The following is a 16,841-nucleotide window of genomic DNA, read 5'->3' as shown; positions in this document are numbered from 1 at the left end:
TTTATGATTGAAAAATGCTAGTCTGGAGATATAGAGATATAAATCTGAAATATTTATCAGTTATCAAGGGATTGATTAAAATGAGCACAGGGAAAACAGACGGAATACCGGCTAATCAGTCACCTATTACTCACTCTGTACCAACATCGGAAACAGAAGCGTCAGGTAAAACCGCAAATAATCAGACTGTGACTAAAACTGTTCCTAAAAATAATATCCCCAGAGACCGCCTTTATCGTTCAGGTGTCCCCTTAAGGCAGCGTGCAGTAAGGGAAGAAAAGGTCTCAAACTCTCCAATGCAGACTTTTATTGCCTGGGTCTCCGGGCGACCCAAGCCTTCAGATATTGAGGAAGCAAAAGGTTTGGCGCTGCAGCTTGCTGGATCTATCGGAGGAGAGGAATCAAAGCCGGAAATTGAGTTTAAAAATCGTCGAACGACTTTGAACAGGAAGTCTCCGGAACATAAAGCTTGTCTGCTTCTGGTAGAGGCAGGGTTAGCAACCATTGAATCCAAGGATGTTCATACCATCACTTTTAGACTGCTCAGGCCTCATGATCTTCCCAGGCAACAAGAATTGGCTGAGTTTCTTTGTACCAAAATACCCGTGGAGCTAGCCAGCAATGGCTCATTGGACTGGAATGCAGTGTTTAAAGGGGTAGATCCTGTGATGGGAAATAGTCTTCAATTATCTGGCTTGGTGCCTTATATAGGTAATGGGAAGTATCAAACCAACAATGAGTCGCGAAGAGCTTTGGCCTCATTCAGACAAATGCAAGCCAAGGCTAATGAACATTCCAAGCCTCAACAATATTGGCAGTCTCGGATTGAAAGGCTCAAAGCAATCGCTCTTCCCAACCGTATAGCGGATCTTGATCAATGCAAAAGAGCGGTAAGAAATAGTCAGAATGAGCCTCCGTATATTCTGGAGACAGTAGCAGTAAAGTTCAGAAATGATAATGAACATGCTATCGCTGATGAGCTGGAAATAGCCTATGAGGAGCTGTGTAATAATGAGGCAGGCGGAGCCCAGACTAATGCAAATGGTAGGTTGGAAACCATAGAAGAAAGCCCTGTAGATCAGACTCCCTGGGACGAGATTAAGTCTGTTTTTAGAGAAATGAACCTGATAGATCAGGTTGTTGACCTGCCCACTCTGGGTCCTTTGGCTGAGGCCTATGAAAGCCGGCTGCCGTTTAAGCTTCCAGAACTGGCTCGAACAGCCATGCTGTTGGAAAAAGAAAGAGAGCTCAAAGCTCATTACGACACGCTGGGTTTACCAAAGGGCACTAAAATGACAGAAGAAAAACTGAAGAAGCTTGAGGCTCAGCTTGATGAGATGGATTTTGATCGTACGGCCAATGTCTTTAAAGAAGGCTCGGAATGGTCTACTTCAGCTGAGGAACAGCAAGAGTTCCGACATGCCTGTCAATCGGTAAAAGAGGTATACGAAGAGCTAAAGGCTTCCACACCTCGTCCTTCAATAGAACAAATGGCTGAGAAGCTTCTGGATGTGAGACCTATACCCCGATTGAGATATAGCGAGAATCAATGGGCATTAGCCCATCGCATATTAACTCAGGGGTATTAATTAAATACCCCTGGAAGGCTAATTTTACTGGCTGCTGATCCCACCTTTAGCCAGTCTGTCGATGATAGGGCAGTCTGGCATATCATCCCCGTGACAACATTGTGTGAGTTGCTGAAGGCTGTCTTTGATGACTTGCAGCTGACTGATCTTTTCTTCTATATCGGCAATCTTGTTGAGAGCCAGCGATTTTACGTCAGCGCTCTTACGGCTGTTGTCGTTATATAACCCCAGCAGATCTGCACACTCTTTGAGGGTGAACCCCAGCTCTCTGGCATGACTAATGAATGACAGTTCTCGTAAATGAGACTCGTTGTAATCCCGATAACCATTTTCCAGCCTGTTTGCGGGAGAAATAAGCCCCATACTTTCGTAATAACGGATGGTTTTGGCGGTTAATCCTGTGGCCTTGGCTGCTTTGGATATATTCATGGCTCAGGCTTCCCTTGCTGAGGGCTTAAACATTCTTAAACGGTTAGCGTTACTCACCACGGTAACTGATGACAGAGCCATGGCTGCGCCTGCAACGACTGGATTAAGTAACATTCCAGTGAACGGGAACAGCACGCCTGCGGCAACAGGGATGCCCAGAGAGTTGTAGATAAACGCGCCAAACAGGTTCTGTTTGATATTTCTCAGGGTGGCTCGGGACAATTCAACGGCATCGGCCAGGCCATGCAATGAAGAACGGATCAGGGTGATATCTGCGGACTCAATGGCGACATCGGTTCCTGTGCCAATGGCAAAGCCAACATCTGCACGGGCCAGGGCGGGCGCATCGTTAATACCGTCACCAGTCATACCTACCTTGTAACCCTGATTCTGAAGCTCACGAACATAGGCTTCTTTGTCTTCGGGCATGACTTCTGCCATGAAGTCATCAATGCCTACCTGCTGAGCCACAGCGGCCGCTGTCAGCTTATTATCACCGGTCAGCATCATGACTTTAATATTCAGTTTGTGCAGTCGATCGATGGCAGCTTTGGAGTCCGATCGGATAGGGTCTGATACTGCGATAAGTCCCAGAAGACTATGATCTACAGCAAGATACATCGGTGTTTTACCCTGACGGGCAAGTGACTCTGAAGCGGCTGTCAGAGCGGAAATATCGACTTCGCTGGAGGCCATCAGCTTGTCATTGCCCAGTAACACGGAGTGATTGTCTACGGTGCCCGTAACACCCTGGCCTGTGACTGCATGAAAGTCTGAAACAGGCGACAGTTGTGTATCTTTCTGTTTAGCGGACTCAACAATAGCCTCGGCAAGGGGATGCTCGGAAGCATTTTCGATGCTGGCTGCAATCTTCAGTATTCTGGCTTTCTCTTCAGCCGAATCACCTGTTGCACTAATAATTTCCGTGACTGCAGGGACGCCTTCGGTAATTGTACCGGTTTTATCCAGCACAATGGTGTTCAGCTTGCTGGCCTGTTGAAGAGAGTCACCTTTTCGAATCAACATACCCAGCTCGGCCGCTTTACCGACACCCGCCATTACCGACATGGGTGTTGCCAGACCCAGAGCACAGGGGCAGGCAATAATCAGTACCGTTGTGGCTACCACCAGGGCGTGGGCAAGGGCTGGAGCCGGTCCAAAGAAGAACCAGATGGCTGCCGCCAGAAGCGCAATAACAATAACGGTGGGCACAAATACGGATGAGATCTGATCTGCCATCCGGGCAATGGGCATTTTTGAACTTTGGGCTTTTTTCACCAGGGCGATAATATGAGCCAGAGCTGTTTCACTGCCTACCTTTTCAGCTCGGAAAAGCAAGCTGCCATTTTTGTTCAGCGTGCCTGCCGAGACTTCATCATCCAAAGATTTCTTAACCGCCAGAGGTTCGCCTGTCAGCATGGATTCATCCACAAGACTGGAGCCTTCGGTAACGATGCCGTCTACAGCAATTTTTTCTCCGGGTCTGACTCTGACAATGTCGTCTTTTAAGACCTGGTTGGTTGGAATATCCACTTCCTGACCGTTGCGAACCACCCGGGCGGTTTTGGCCTGAAGACCCAGAAGTCGTTTAATCGCCTGACTGGTTTTCCCTTTGGCTCGCAACTCCAGAGCATGCCCCAGATTAATGAGACCGATGATCATGGCGCTCGCTTCAAAGTAGACGTGGCGGGCTGCCACGGGTAACAAGTGAGGAAATAACACGACAACCATTGAGTAAAGCCAGGCAATCCCGGTACCGATGGCAATCAATGTATCCATGTTGGTGCTGCCGTGTTTCAGGGCTTTCCACATGCCGGTGAAATAATGTTTACCGGAGAACACCAGAATCAGCAGGGTTGCCAGGCCAACGCCACCCCAAGCCACCTGTTGGAAAGGTGTGTTGACGCTCATTTCACCGGTCACTACACCCCAGATCATCAGAGGTACGCCCAGGCCAAGAGCAATTGCCGTATGTTTTAAAAGATGACGGTATTGTTTTCGGTCTTCCTGTTCCTGCTTTTCCTGAATCTGGTTATCTGGTGTGATTTCTACAACCGGATAACCGGCACGATCCAGTGCTTCAAGAATGGCGACAACTTCAGAGGAGCCCTGAACAGAGCAAGTTTTGTCGCCCAGGTTGACCGAGGCGTTGGTGACGCCAGGCACTTTCTGAAGTGCTGTTTCAATCTTGTTGACGCAAGAGGCGCAGTTCATGCCTGGTGTGGAAAACTGTTTATCGCTGTCTGAAGGAATCAACTGTGCGCCAAAACCGACAGACTCTACGGCAGAGATCAGGGAGTCAGCTTTTGCATGGCCTTCAATCGTAGCGGTTTTATCAGCAAAGTTAACACTGGCCTCTTCGACGCCATTGACGCCCTTCAGGGCCTTTTCAATTTTGCCAACACAACCGGCACAGTTGACTCCCGAAAGTGTCAGCTGAATCTGTAAAGCATTCATTGTCCTACTCCCGGATATTAATAAATGAATAATCCAAGAATAACCCTTACCCTAACTGGAAGGTAAAGGTTGATGTAGGAGTGATGCTATAGAAATTTCTTATAACCTAATACCAGAGGGTAGGAACCCTGCAGGAGAGTAGCTCACAAGCTGAAAGCCGGATTATGCCTGGGCAATAATACCTTCAGGGTCTTTAATGGCTTCACCCACGGCTACCTTAATGGTTTTCAGTGGCTCAAAGCGTTCAATGCCCTGAATCTCCACATCAATAGCCAGAATGGCTAAGTCTGCCGCTGCAATGTCTTCCACTGTGATCTCGTTTTCAATCCCCAGTGCTCCCTGGGTTTCTACTTTGATCTCATGACCCTGACTCTGGGCAAATTCCGCCAGTTTTTCAGCAGCCATGTAAGTGTGTGCAATACCAGTGGTGCAAGCAGTTACTGCGACGATGTTCATGTGTTGTGTGTCCTGTTCCACAGGATCTGCCAGATCAGCAGGCAGTCTCTGTATTCATAATCAATCTCTTGATCCTGACTATAAGTGTCCGGTTTTGTTATCGGAATCGAAGAAAAACGACATTTAGCGGACATTTGTAACCATCCATGCACAAAGGTGATGCAGGTCAATTTATGGTACCGGTCTCATCCATTAAGGTGAGCACTATTATCCCCCTTGTAGATAAAAGCAGTTTCCTATGAGCACTCCTGAATACCTGTTTCCCGATAATTTCTGGTGGGGCAGCGCGACCTCTGCCACTCAGTGTGAAGGCGCATCCCGTGAAGGCGGACGTGGACCCAATGTCTGGGATTTCTGGTATGAAAAAGAGCCCGAGAAATTTCACAATCAGGTAGGCCCCTGCGAAGCCTCTACCTTCTACAAGAATTACAAGAATGATATTGCTCTGATGAAAGAGCTGGGTCATAACTCGTTCCGCACTTCCATCTCCTGGTCACGTCTGATTCCTGCTGGTACCGGTGAGGTGAACCAGGAAGCTGTAGCCTTCTACAACGATATGATTGATGAGCTGATCAAAAATGGTATTGAGCCTGTCATCAATCTGTTCCACTTCGATCTGCCATTTCCACTGGTTGAAAAAGGTGGCTGGGAATCCCGTGAGACGGTAGAAGCTTTTGCCGAGTACGCTGAGAAGTGCTTTGAGCTGTTCGGTCACAAAGTGAATTACTGGTTCACCCAGAATGAACCCATTGTTCCTGTAGAAGCCGGCTACCTGAATGTTTATCACTGGCCTTGTGTCGTAGATTTTAAAAGAGCCGCACAAGTGGCTTACCACTCTATCCTGGCCAATGCCTGCGCGATTGAGCGCTATCGTAAAGCAGATCTGGGTGGCAAGATCGGTATTATTCTGAATCTATCTCCAACCTACGCTCGCAGTGATTCTCCGGAAGATCAGAAAGCGGCTCACATGGCGGATCTGTTCTGTACCCGCGCTTTCCTGGATCCCGTCACCAAGGGAACATACCCTCGTGAGCTGGTGGAGCTACTGAAAGAGCACGATCAGCTGCCTGAATATGACAAAGCTGATCTGGAGATTATTGCTGCCAACACCATCGATGTACTGGGTTTTAATTACTACCAGCCACGTCGTGTCAAAGCCAAAGAAGTGGCACCAGCTGCAGATGCACCTTTTGTTCCTGAAAATTTCTACGATTTTTATGAAATGCCTGGTCGCAAGATGAACGAGCACCGTGGCTGGGAAATCTATGAGAAAGGGATATACGACACACTGCTGGATCTGAGAGATAACTACGACAACATCGAAGTCTATATCTCTGAAAACGGTATGGGTGTGGAAGGTGAGAAGCAGTTTGAAGTGAAGGGTCAGATTCAGGATGACTACCGCATTGATTTCATCAGCGATCACCTGAAATGGATTCATAAAGCCTCACAGGAAGGCTCTAAAGTGAGGGGCTATCATTTGTGGACCTTTATTGATTGCTGGTCCTGGTTGAATGCCTATAAGAATCGCTATGGCTTTGTCAGCCTGGATCTGGAAACCCAGGAGCGAACCATTAAGAAGAGTGGCCTCTGGTTCAGGGATGCTGCCCGGCAGAATGGCTTCTGACCGCGAGGAAGTCTGAGAAAGAAAACCCCGGCTTGCCGGGGTTTTTGCTATCAGTCTGCAGGATAGATAACGCCTAATGTTTCTCTTGCTTCTGTGATGATCCGGCTGACTTCCCGTGTTTTCGCCAGCCCTGGGTGATCGACTTCCCTTCGTCCTATCAAGTCGGCAAATGCAGCTGCTTCATACTCCATGGTATTTTCGACCTGAGATTCGGTGAGTTCTTTGACCGGGTGACCGCGCTCCATCAGGGTGACTCCACGGCACTCAGAAATAAAGTCGATCAGCAAAGTGCCCTGTTCTCCCTGAATTTCACTGGGAATATGGCCGTCACTGACCTTTGAATGGGCGATCAGTACTTCAAAATCCTCGTAATGAAGAGTCAGAGAACCTTCCGCATCCACTCCAGACTCCAACAAACTGCCATTTGCAGTAAAGCTTTGTGGTGCACCAAACAGTTCGACGGCAGCGCTGACAGGATAAATACCAATGTCCATCAATGAGCCGTTAGAGAATGCTGGATTGAATGTGTTGGGATTCTCACCGTTCAGATAACGCTGATACCTTGAAGAATACTGGCAATAGGAAAAATAGGCTTTTCTCAGTTTGCCCAGATTCGGCAATGCTTTTTTGCAGACATCCATATTGGGCAGGTAACGGGTCTTCATGGCTTCAAACAAAACGACATTGTTTTGTCTGGCCAGATCAATCAGATGATCAACTTCAGAAACATTGGAGGCAATGGGCTTTTCAACGATGACATGCTTCCCGGCTTGCAGAAAAAGTGCTGCCTGAGGGGCGTGAAAAGCATTGGGGCTGGCAATATATACGGCATCAATGTCCTTGCTTTCCGCCATGGCTTCAAGGTTGTTATAGCAGCTGGAGACACCGTACTCAGCAGCAAAAGCCTGGGCTGATTCCAGTTGGCGGGAATAGACAGCTTGCAAAAGGAGTTTGCCTGTCTCATGTGCGGCCCTGCAAAAGGCGTGACTGATCCAGTTGGTTCCAATGACGGCAAAACGAATCATTACTTCTTTCTCCGTTGCGTGGAAGCGGAAGAGGAGGGAGAGGTTTTACTGCGCTTTTAAGGCTTCCACCATTGAGTGTACTGGAATGACCAAGGCGGTTAAATTGTCTTTTGAACCCGTGTAATAACTTGCCTGAACAATATCCTCCGCCAAATCTTTGGAGGTGAAGTCGCCTAGCTTTCTATTTTCAAAAACTCGCTCTGCCACCTGGTCACTGCTGGCGATGTCGAAGACCCCGTCGCAGCATTGTATTAGGGTTCCCCCCTGGAGTTCTGAAAGAGCAAAACAGGTGATTTTAGGTCGGGCAGAAGCAGCTCCGCCCATATTAACATCGCCCACTGATCTGGCGGTTCCCAGGCTGACCATCCTGTTAGGAGAACGCAGTCGCCCATCGACAGGATCAAAATAACCACCTCGCTTTTCTCCGGACACGCCGTATTCACTTTTCTCACTGGTCAGATAGTCATTATTTTCTATATAGGCTTTTGCGTCTTCAGAGAGCTGAAGGCATGAGCCATCTTCCTTGAGCAGGATTGCACGGCTATCTCCTGTATTCACTACCCAAAGGTGATCGCCGATGACCAGGGAGATATTGGCTGTGGTGCCTGTATTGTATGTCTCTTTCTGATAGTAAAAAGGATCACGGGAGAGATCGACCAGAGCAAGTTTAAGCGCATTCCAGATACCCACTTCTGTAAGCTCACCTGTCGGGTTGAACTCAGCCAGACGTTTAGCCAGATACCGGGTGATATTTCTTGCTGCATAGTTTGAAGCCAGGCTGCCATCTCCGCTGCTTGTGTGACCGTCAAAAACTCCGGTGATGGCTATTGGTATGGTTTTGTCTCCACACTGGAGTGAGAAGGTATCTGCAAGGTGGGCATCCTCCATGCGAGGTTTTCTGCTAATGCAGCTGGCGATGCCCAGATTTGTGAACCTTGAAGGGGCCGATGTATGAATGACCGGTTCTGGAGGTACGTTGAATGGATCCAGGCTTTCAGGAAAGGTCTTGAAGTTTTTTCGGCGTTTGAATTTCTCTCGTTTGATTCCCTGATGCCAGTCCGCTTTCTCTCTGGCTTTTTTGAGCTTTAATCTAACCTTTTCAGGGCTGGGTTCTGCACGATAATCAAGGTGGTTGAGTTGCTCCGTTGAACGTTTATGGTTGTATGCCTTCAGTCTCTCTTTCATTTCATCGGTAAAGCTAGCCTGAGTTCTGGCTTCGAACCGGTCTTTCCCTTTTGTATTGAAGCCGGTCCATCGAATGGAGCTTTCACCAAGATGAGTGGGTGCCCATTGATCTGTTTTTTTCTGAGCTGTTGCCTTGAGTTTCCGATACTCTTGGACCGCCTGCTGATTGCCTGAACGGGCCGAGGTCTCCAGATGCGTTAATAATACTTTAACATCAAAGCCTCCTGCGGTTTTGGGACCGTAAATTTCAGCCATTTTAAGAACAGCCTCATCGTACTCTTCAGGGCTATCTTCCCGCTTGATCGTTCTGATCAGATCTTCCAGTTCCTGAAAGGCATTCTTTTTATTGCCTTCTCGAAGGAAGTATCTGGCGCTGTCCAGTATCAGGATTGCTTGAGTAGAACGTGCTACTTCAGCGGCAGGCTTTTTGGGCAGCAAGGCCTGAACAATCTCAATGGAACTTTGCAAAGTGGGGGATGAAGAGACCTCTTCGGGGGTGATTTTCCTGCTTTCCAGGACGGCTGCTGATTGAAATTTCCTCAGCTTTTCTGACAGTCGCTTCTGGCACTCAAGGAAGCTGCTACCCTGTTTCTCTTCATCGGAGAGCTGCTGGTAAGTAAGCGCTGAAACGGCTCTTCCAGTCGAAGTGATGCCAACAGCTTCAGTGCTTTCGTGACACTGTAGCTGTATCTTCTGCAGCTGATCATAGAGCTGGCCTGGATTGATTTTAAGCTCTGGGCTACCACCGTAGGCCATTGAAAGGGTGCTCCGGGTCGATGGGGATTCATAACAGCTTCATCGACCCGGAGAGATCGAATTCAAGAGTGCCAGGCTCACCCGGCACTCAGGATATCAGGACTGGGGAAGGCATGATGGTGGCACGGATTCAGGCGTGGAAGCCCAATCCTTGTTGGGCTCGTTGTACATCACGAACTTCAGCTCCCCACCGTTCATGATTTCCTCATGGGTCAACCAGGAGCGATCCAGCACTTCACCATTGAGCGTTGCAGACTGAATGTAGATGTTTTCGTCAGAAACGTTCTCGGCGATCACCTTGAAGGACTTGTTGTCTGGCAGGTTCAGGGTTAACTCCGGGAAGATTGGCTTACCAATGGCATAGACACCGTTAGCAGGGTTGACTGGATAGAAGCCCATGGCGCCAAAGACATACCAGGCTGACATTTGACCATAGTCGTCATTTCCGCAGATACCTTCCGGAGTATCGGCATAGCAGACTTCATTGATTTCCTTGAGCCACTTCTGGGTTTTCCAGGGAGTGCCCACAAAGTTATACAGGTAGGGGACGTGCTGGTCTGGTTCGTTGCCCTGAACATACTGGCCCACCATTCCGGTACTGAAAATAGGCAGTTCTTCTCCTTCTTCCAAATCAGGTTCTGTGTTGAACATCTGATCCAGGCGGCGTTCAAAGGCTTTGCTGCCACCAATCAATTCAATCAGACCTTCAACATTCTGGGGCACAGAAGCAAAATAATGCCAGCCGTTACTCTCAGAGAAACCTCGGTCGTATTCTTCCGGATCAAAGTCGGAGATGAAGTTGCCATTGGCGAGGCGGGGAACCATCCATTTCTGGGAAGGATCAAATTGATTACGCCAGTACTCAGAGCGCTCCATGAACCTTGTATAATCGTCTTCCTTGCCCAGCAATTTGGCTATCTGGGCAACACTCCAGTCGTCGTATGCATATTCCAGTGTTTTGGACGCAGCCCAAAGGTCACTGCCTTCTGCATCGCTGTAGTGAACATAGCCGTCTTTTAGATAATGTTTCATGCCTGCAATATCCAGACTCTGTGCAGTTGCCTTCATGGCTTCATAAGCATGCTCCCGATCAAAGTCACCTATGCCTTTCAGAATGGCATCTGCAATAACCGGCAGAGCATGATATCCCTGCATCATATCAGTCTCATTGCCCTTCAGGCTCCAGACGGGCAGCTCACCGGTTTCATCATAGTGAGCCAGCATGGACTCAACCATATCGTCCACACGCTCCGGTTCCAGAATGGTATAGAGCGGATGAGCGGCACGATAGGTATCCCAGAGAGAGAAAGTGTCGTAGCGATCAAAACCTTCTGCTTTCTGGATTTGATGGTCAGCCCCTTTGTATTGGCCATCGACATCAGAGTGCAGTGTAGGGCCTAGCAGTGAGTGATAGATAGCTGTGTAGAAAATACGTTTTTCGTCGTTGAAGCTTTCGTCTTCTGTCGGAATCTCGACTTTTTCCAGCTCATCTTCCCAGAGTGCGGTAGCGCGTTCGTGGGCGCCATCAAAGTCCAGATCAGCGGCTTCAGCTTCCAGATTTTTATAAGCACCTTCGATGCTGACGGATGACATGGCGACTTTGACTTCAACGTCCGTCATTTCAGCGGTGGTTTCAAACTCCAGATAGGCTCGGGTGTAATCTTTTTTCACCTCATTGCCTTCAACTTGGGTACCGTCTTCACCATAAACGTACTCAAACAGTCGGTAATTCTTGAACGGCTTGGAGAACTTGATAACAAAGTGTTCGCGCTGGTCCGCTGCCCAGCCTTCCGACATGCGATAACCTTCCAGTGTCTGGTTATCAACAACTCTGATCATGGTGTCTGTAGGCAAATCCCAGTTCATGGTATGGCCTGGATCAATGACGATCTCGGAGCGATCGTCAGCGGGGAACTGGTAACGATGAAAACCCACTCGCTCGGTGCTGGTCAGCTCTGCATTAATGCCGTAATCCTTGAGCATTACCTGATAGTAGCCAGCAGTAGCCGTTTCATTTTCATGATCAAACTCTGAAGCTTCCTTGTTGGCTCTCAGCAGATCAGAGCGGCTGTTGGTCGGCATCACCCGGAGGTCATACATATCGCCTGCACCGGTACCGGACAGGTGAGTATGAGAGAAACCAATCATCTGTTGCAGGTCGTCGTGATAGAAATAGCCGCCGATGTAATCCCAGCCACTGACACCGTTATCAGGGCTCAACTGAATCATGCCATGAGGCACAGTTGCACCGGGGTAAGTATTGCCCAGTCCACCGGTACCTATGGTGGTATCGACATACTGGGTTAATGAGGTTTCCGGTGTGCCACCAATAACGGTGCTTTCATCGTCGTTGGAATCGCAGCCAGCCAGGGTTCCAAGCACGGCAGCAATAGACACGGCCAGCAAAGACTTTCTTAACATTGTGGTGTGTACCTTTTCTAAATGAGGGAGCGCCACGAAATCATGGCGCTGAACGTATTACTGGTTATCAGGTTTGGTATTGGTCATGACGAACCGAAGCTCACCACCTGCAACAATATCGCTGTGTTTAAAGGTGTTGTTTTCACCCAGAGGTTCACCGTTGATGGTGACTTCCTTGACGTAGCGGTTAGCTGGACTGTTATTGACGGCTGTGATCGTAAATTCACCGTCCGGCAGTTCAATCACTGCTTTATCAAACAGTGGTCGTCCAATGGAGTATTCAGGAAGACCTGGTGTGACCTGATAGAAACCCATGGCGCTCATGACATACCAGGCAGACATCTGACCCACGTCTTCATTACCCACCAGTCCTGCAGGCGTTGGCTTGTAAAACTCACGCATGATCTGATCGAGGTATTCCTGGGTCATCCAGGGCTCGTCAGTGCGGTTCCAGAGATAGGCAATGTGATGAGAAGGCTCGTTACCATGCAGGTACTGGCCAATAAAGCCGGTCATGTCTGGCAGGTCTTCACCGCTGGTGTTTTCTTCGGCCTCGAACAGGGCTCTGAGGTCTGTTTTAAATTGCTCGGGTCCGCCAATCAGAGCCTCCAGGTTGTCGAAGTCCTGGAAAATCTGCCATTTCCACTGCCAGGCGTTACCTTCGGTGAAGGCAAACTCGTCAACGTAATAGGGATCGAACTCGTGTTGACCTTCCGGCAGATAGAAAGTGCCATCTTCATTAAGCGCTCTGAAAAAGCCTTCCTTCTTGTCCCAGTAGTTCAAATAGTTTTCTGAACGCTTCAGGTATTCTTTCTGGGTTTTGGTATCTCCCGCGACACGGGCAATTTCAGATACCGCCCAGTCGCCATAAGAATATTCAAGGCCGTAAGAAGCGGAGTTCCAGTAAGTGGCTCTTACAAAGCCCTTGTCGATATGATCCTGCATTTGCAGGTCCTGAACGTAGGCAAGAATGTCCGGATCCCAGTCTGGGAAACGATCCAGATCGTAAGTTGTGGAGGTGACCACGGCATCAAGAGCGGCATTGATGTCGATATCAAAACCCTTGGTGATCGCATCAGCAATGATTGAAACAGATGGGTAGCCGATCATGGTGCCGGTGTAATGGCCATAGAGTTCCCACTTGGGCAACAGGCCACCGTCCTGCTGCTTCCGGATCAGGTCGTTCACATAATCTTCGGCTTTTTCCGGATTAATGATGGTTTGCAGTGGGTGGAAGGCCCGGAAGGTATCCCACATGGAATAGATGGTGTAGTTGGGCAAATCACCGGCATTTTTGATCTCCTTGTAGGGATACATGGAGCGATAATCACCGTCCACATCCTGGGAGATCATCGGGGAGATCTGGGTGTGGTAAAGTGCTGTATAGAAGTTAGTCTTTTCAGCTTCGGTGCCCCCGGAGATTTCCACCGCAGACAGCTCCTCAGCCCAGGCCTTTTCAGTTTCAGCCAAAACCTTTTCGAAACCCCATTTGGGTACTTCGGTCTCCAGATTAAGCTCAGCACCTTCCATATCTGTGGGTGAAATACCCATCCGGATTTCTAAAGGTTGATCGGAAGGTGCAAAGCTCAGGTAGGAAACCAGCCCTTTGGCTTCGATCAGGCCGTCTTCTTTGGTGAGAGATACTTCTGTGCCATCAGCGAAGAGTCGTGCATCTGTAATGGGCGATGAGAATTTTACGTAGAAGTAAACGCTTTGATCTCTGGACCAGGCGTCACTCTTGCGATGACCACGAATCGTGTATTCATCGACCATCTCGATCTCATTCAGCAGAGACTCATTGCCCCAGCTTTTGTTCAGGGTGTGCTCAAGATCCAGTTTGATTTTGCGCTCTGAGCCCTGTGGGAAGGTATATCGGTGATAGCCAACACGGGGAGATACTGTCAGTTCTGCCAGAATGTCGGAGCGATTCAGTTTGACCGAGTAATAGCCGGGACTGGCTTTTTCATTCTCTTTGTCAAAAGTGTTGTAGGTGTCGTTGTTATCATCGGTAAACGGCAGAATCAGAATATCGCCGAGATCTGTGATACCTGTGCCACTTAAATGAGTATGACTGAAGCCGTATACAGGAATATCAACCTTGGTTTCACCGTCATCAAAGTATCCAGCGGCAGAATCCCAGCCTTCCATGGTGGTATCAGGGCTCAGCTGAACCATACCCGAAGGCGACGCAGCACCCGGGAAGGTGTGGCCGTTAGGACCTGTACCTATGAAAGGATTAACATAATTGAGCACTTCGTACTCAGGTCGTTCGGTGCTTGTTGCAGTTTCATCGTCGTTGGAGTCACAACCCGTCAGTCCGGCCAGAGCAGCAGCTATGGTCACGGCCATTATTTTTCTTTTTAGAAGCATAAAACGTCTTACTTCCTGTTTTTCGATAGTCGAGGGGAAAGAGGAGGCAGGCTCCTCTTCAGCGTGGTCTTAACGGAGCTCTTTATTGGGCTGATCACCCATCACAAAGTGCAGGTTGCCGCCGGGTTTAATGTCTTCATGCTGGAAGGTGAAGTTTTCATCCAGAGGCTCACCGTTGATGGTGACTTCCTGAACATAAAGATTGTCTGGCCCATTGTTTTCACTGGTGATCGTGAATTCGCCTTCAGCCAGCTGGATAGTGACTTCGTCGAACAGCGGTCTGCCAATGGTGTAAGTAGGATCAGAAGGTGAAATCTGATAGAAGCCCATGGCCGCCATCATGTACCAGGCGGACATCTGGCCAACATCTTCATTGCCGGGAATGCCTTCGGGGGTCGGCAGGTAGAGTGTGTCCAGAATCTGGTCGAGATGCTCCTGGGTTTTCCAGGGTTGTTGGGTGTAGCTGTACAGGAAAGGCACATGGTGATCAGGCTCGTTACCCTGAACGTACTGGCCAATCTTGCCGGTCATATCGCCGGTATCATTGCCTCCCTGAGGGTCGGCATTGAACAGGGCGTCCAGATTTTTGCGGAAGCTGTCTTCACCGCCCATGACTTCCATCAAGCCGTTAATGTCGTGGGGAGCAAACCATGACCATTGCCAGGTGCTGCCTTCTGTAAAGTCTTCACCTCGGTGCTCAGCTACGTAAGGGTTAAAGATATCCTTGTCTTCCTCAGCACATTCCCCTTCACCAGAACAGTCATTGAAGGTCCAGCTGCCATCACGGTTTTTCGGACGCATAAAGCCTGTTGCGCCGTATTCTTCGTAGTAGGCAGGGTTATGGTCGAAGTAGTTTACGAAGGCTTCTGAACGCTGGATATAGCGCTCGTACTGATCCTGATTTCCCGCCAACTTGGCGATTTGGGCAATAGCCCAGTCGTAGTAAGCATTCTCCAGACCGTAAGAAACGGTTTCAGTTACGATGGTGTCGTATATATCGGAAGGCTTCTTGCGAATATCTGAGCCAACAAATCCATCTTTTTCCTGATATTCAGAGTGACGAGTCATAACAATCCAGCGTTTGTCGCCGTTCCACTCATCTTCGTAAGGAATCCAGTCATGTGTAATGGACAGATCAAAGTTGGAGCTTACCAGAGCTGCCTCTAAAGCATCTTCAAAGTCTTGCTGGGTAAAGGCTTCCGGATACTTGACCATGGTATCTGCAATGATGGAAACAGAAGGGTATCCCGGCATCTCACCGGTGTAGTCAGAGTGAATCTCCCACTTTGGCAGTACATCGCCTTTTTTGAATTTGTTGATCAGATCGTGAACATACTCAATGGAGCGTTCTTTTTCGGTAATGGTTTTCAGAGGGTGAGAAGCACGGAAGGTGTCCCACATGGAGTAAATGGAATAGTTTGGTCGATCAGGGTCTGCCTGATAGGACTGGCCATCCATTCCCCGGTACTGTCCATCAACATCCTGATAAAGGAAGGGGGCAAAATAGGTGTGGTACATGGAGGTATAGAAGTTGGTTTTCTCAGCTTCTGTTCCCCCCTTAAGCTCAATTTTGCTCAGGGTCTCTGCCCAGGCATCGGCAGCATTCTGACGGATCTGATCAAACTCGAAGCCATCGGTTTCTGCATCAATATTGGCTTTGGCGCCATCAATACTGTTGGGTGAGATGGCAATCTTCATACCCAGTTGTTTGTTGCCCTCGCCAAAGTCCAGGAAAGCAATCACATCACGACTGTCTTCAATGTTTTTGTTATCGGTGTTCTCGCCTTCATCCATGGCCATGTATTCAACAAAAGGCTCAGTAAATTCTGCATAAAAGTACACTGTCTGGTATTGAGCCCACTCATTGCTGACCCGTTTACCGGCAATGGCATTATCGCCAATCACCTGAAAATCAATTTCCCGGCTGTGATTGCCATAAATTTCCTGCAGCTCATGCCCGAGATCGAGCTTCAGCTTTCGGCTCTCACCCTCTGGATAGGTGTAACGATGGAGGGCTACTCGCTTGGTCACTGTCAGTTCAGTTTTAATATCGCTCTTGTCGAATTGAACCGCGTAATAACCGGGTGAGGCTTCTTCAGTCTCTTTACTGAATTTGGCTGGGTCGGAATCAAAGCCAATGAAGGGCAGGAAGGCAAAATCATTCAAGTCGCCTTTGCCAGCACCGGAAATATGAGTGGTGCTGAAGCCACTGATGGTGTCTTTCCAATACTTGTAATCACCGGAGGTACCATCATCATTGACTGAGTCAGGTCCGGGCTGAATCATGCCTTCCGGATAAACCGCTGAAGGCGTGGTGTTACCGGTAGCGTCTGTGCCAATAAAGGGGTCAACGTATTTGAGAATTTCCGGCTCTACGTAGCCACCCTGTGTGCTGCTGTTGTCACTGCTGCTGTTATCATCACAGCCAGAAAGGCCCGCCAATACCGCAGCAACGGCAAGAGCGGTTATGCTTTTTTTGAACATCTTTTGTACCCTGAAGAAAAACTGAAATAGAAATAAAATGTC

10 protein-coding genes are annotated in these 16,841 nt (G+C 48.7%); 2 read left to right on the top strand and 8 right to left on the bottom strand.

Annotation, left to right across the window (positions count from 1 at the left end; genetic code table 11):
- Positions 1 to 80 precede the first annotated feature (80 nt).
- Positions 81 to 1,589: a hypothetical protein gene (locus WG89_RS15255; protein WP_062267638.1), complete on the top strand. Its 1,509-nt coding sequence runs from the start codon at positions 81 to 83 to the stop codon at positions 1,587 to 1,589.
- A 24-nt stretch (positions 1,590 to 1,613) separates the two neighbouring features.
- Here WG89_RS15255 and cueR read toward each other — a convergent pair whose 3' ends face one another.
- The 3 genes from cueR to WG89_RS15240 all read right to left on the bottom strand — a co-directional run bounded on the left by cueR (position 1,614) and on the right by WG89_RS15240 (position 4,931).
- Positions 1,614 to 2,018 (bottom strand): Cu(I)-responsive transcriptional regulator, encoded by a 405-nt coding sequence (gene cueR, locus WG89_RS15250; protein WP_062267636.1) that lies wholly within the window; start codon positions 2,016 to 2,018, stop codon positions 1,614 to 1,616.
- Positions 2,019 to 2,021: 3 nt separating this feature from the next.
- A complete protein-coding gene (locus tag WG89_RS15245; protein WP_062267634.1) occupies positions 2,022 to 4,475 on the bottom strand; it encodes a heavy metal translocating P-type ATPase in 2,454 nt (817 codons plus the stop codon).
- 162 nt (positions 4,476 to 4,637) lie between these two features.
- Positions 4,638 to 4,931: a PTS fructose transporter subunit IIB gene (locus WG89_RS15240; protein WP_062267632.1), complete on the bottom strand. Its 294-nt coding sequence runs from the start codon at positions 4,929 to 4,931 to the stop codon at positions 4,638 to 4,640.
- A 238-nt stretch (positions 4,932 to 5,169) separates the two neighbouring features.
- On the opposite strand from WG89_RS15240, the gene WG89_RS15235 reads away from it, so the two are divergent.
- Entirely contained in the window at positions 5,170 to 6,558 is a 1,389-nt protein-coding gene (locus tag WG89_RS15235; protein WP_062267630.1) for a glycoside hydrolase family 1 protein, read from the top strand.
- Between the two features lie 50 nt (positions 6,559 to 6,608).
- Here WG89_RS15235 and WG89_RS15230 read toward each other — a convergent pair whose 3' ends face one another.
- The 5 genes from WG89_RS15230 to WG89_RS15210 form a co-directional block, all read right to left on the bottom strand.
- Complete coding sequence (locus WG89_RS15230) at positions 6,609 to 7,583, bottom strand: Gfo/Idh/MocA family protein (RefSeq protein WP_062267628.1); 975 nt, start codon at positions 7,581 to 7,583, stop codon at positions 6,609 to 6,611.
- Positions 7,584 to 7,628: 45 nt separating this feature from the next.
- A complete protein-coding gene (locus WG89_RS15225) occupies positions 7,629 to 9,524 on the bottom strand; it encodes a PP2C family serine/threonine-protein phosphatase (RefSeq protein WP_062267626.1) in 1,896 nt (631 codons plus the stop codon).
- A gap of 96 nt (positions 9,525 to 9,620) precedes the next feature.
- A complete protein-coding gene (locus WG89_RS15220) occupies positions 9,621 to 11,945 on the bottom strand; it encodes a GH92 family glycosyl hydrolase (RefSeq protein WP_062267624.1) in 2,325 nt (774 codons plus the stop codon).
- Between the two features lie 57 nt (positions 11,946 to 12,002).
- On the bottom strand, positions 12,003 to 14,294 hold the full coding sequence (locus WG89_RS15215; RefSeq protein ID WP_216638498.1) for a GH92 family glycosyl hydrolase: 2,292 nt from the start codon (positions 14,292 to 14,294) through the stop codon (positions 12,003 to 12,005).
- Between the two features lie 90 nt (positions 14,295 to 14,384).
- Positions 14,385 to 16,799: a GH92 family glycosyl hydrolase gene (locus WG89_RS15210; protein ID WP_062267621.1), complete on the bottom strand. Its 2,415-nt coding sequence runs from the start codon at positions 16,797 to 16,799 to the stop codon at positions 14,385 to 14,387.
- Between the last annotated feature and the right edge of the window lie 42 nt (positions 16,800 to 16,841).

The sequence above is a fragment of the Endozoicomonas arenosclerae genome (assembly GCF_001562015.1).
Lineage (GTDB): Bacteria > Pseudomonadota > Gammaproteobacteria > Pseudomonadales > Endozoicomonadaceae > Endozoicomonas_A > Endozoicomonas_A arenosclerae.
Note: the sequence above shows the minus strand (reverse complement) of the source record. Positions and strands in the feature narration are given on the sequence as shown.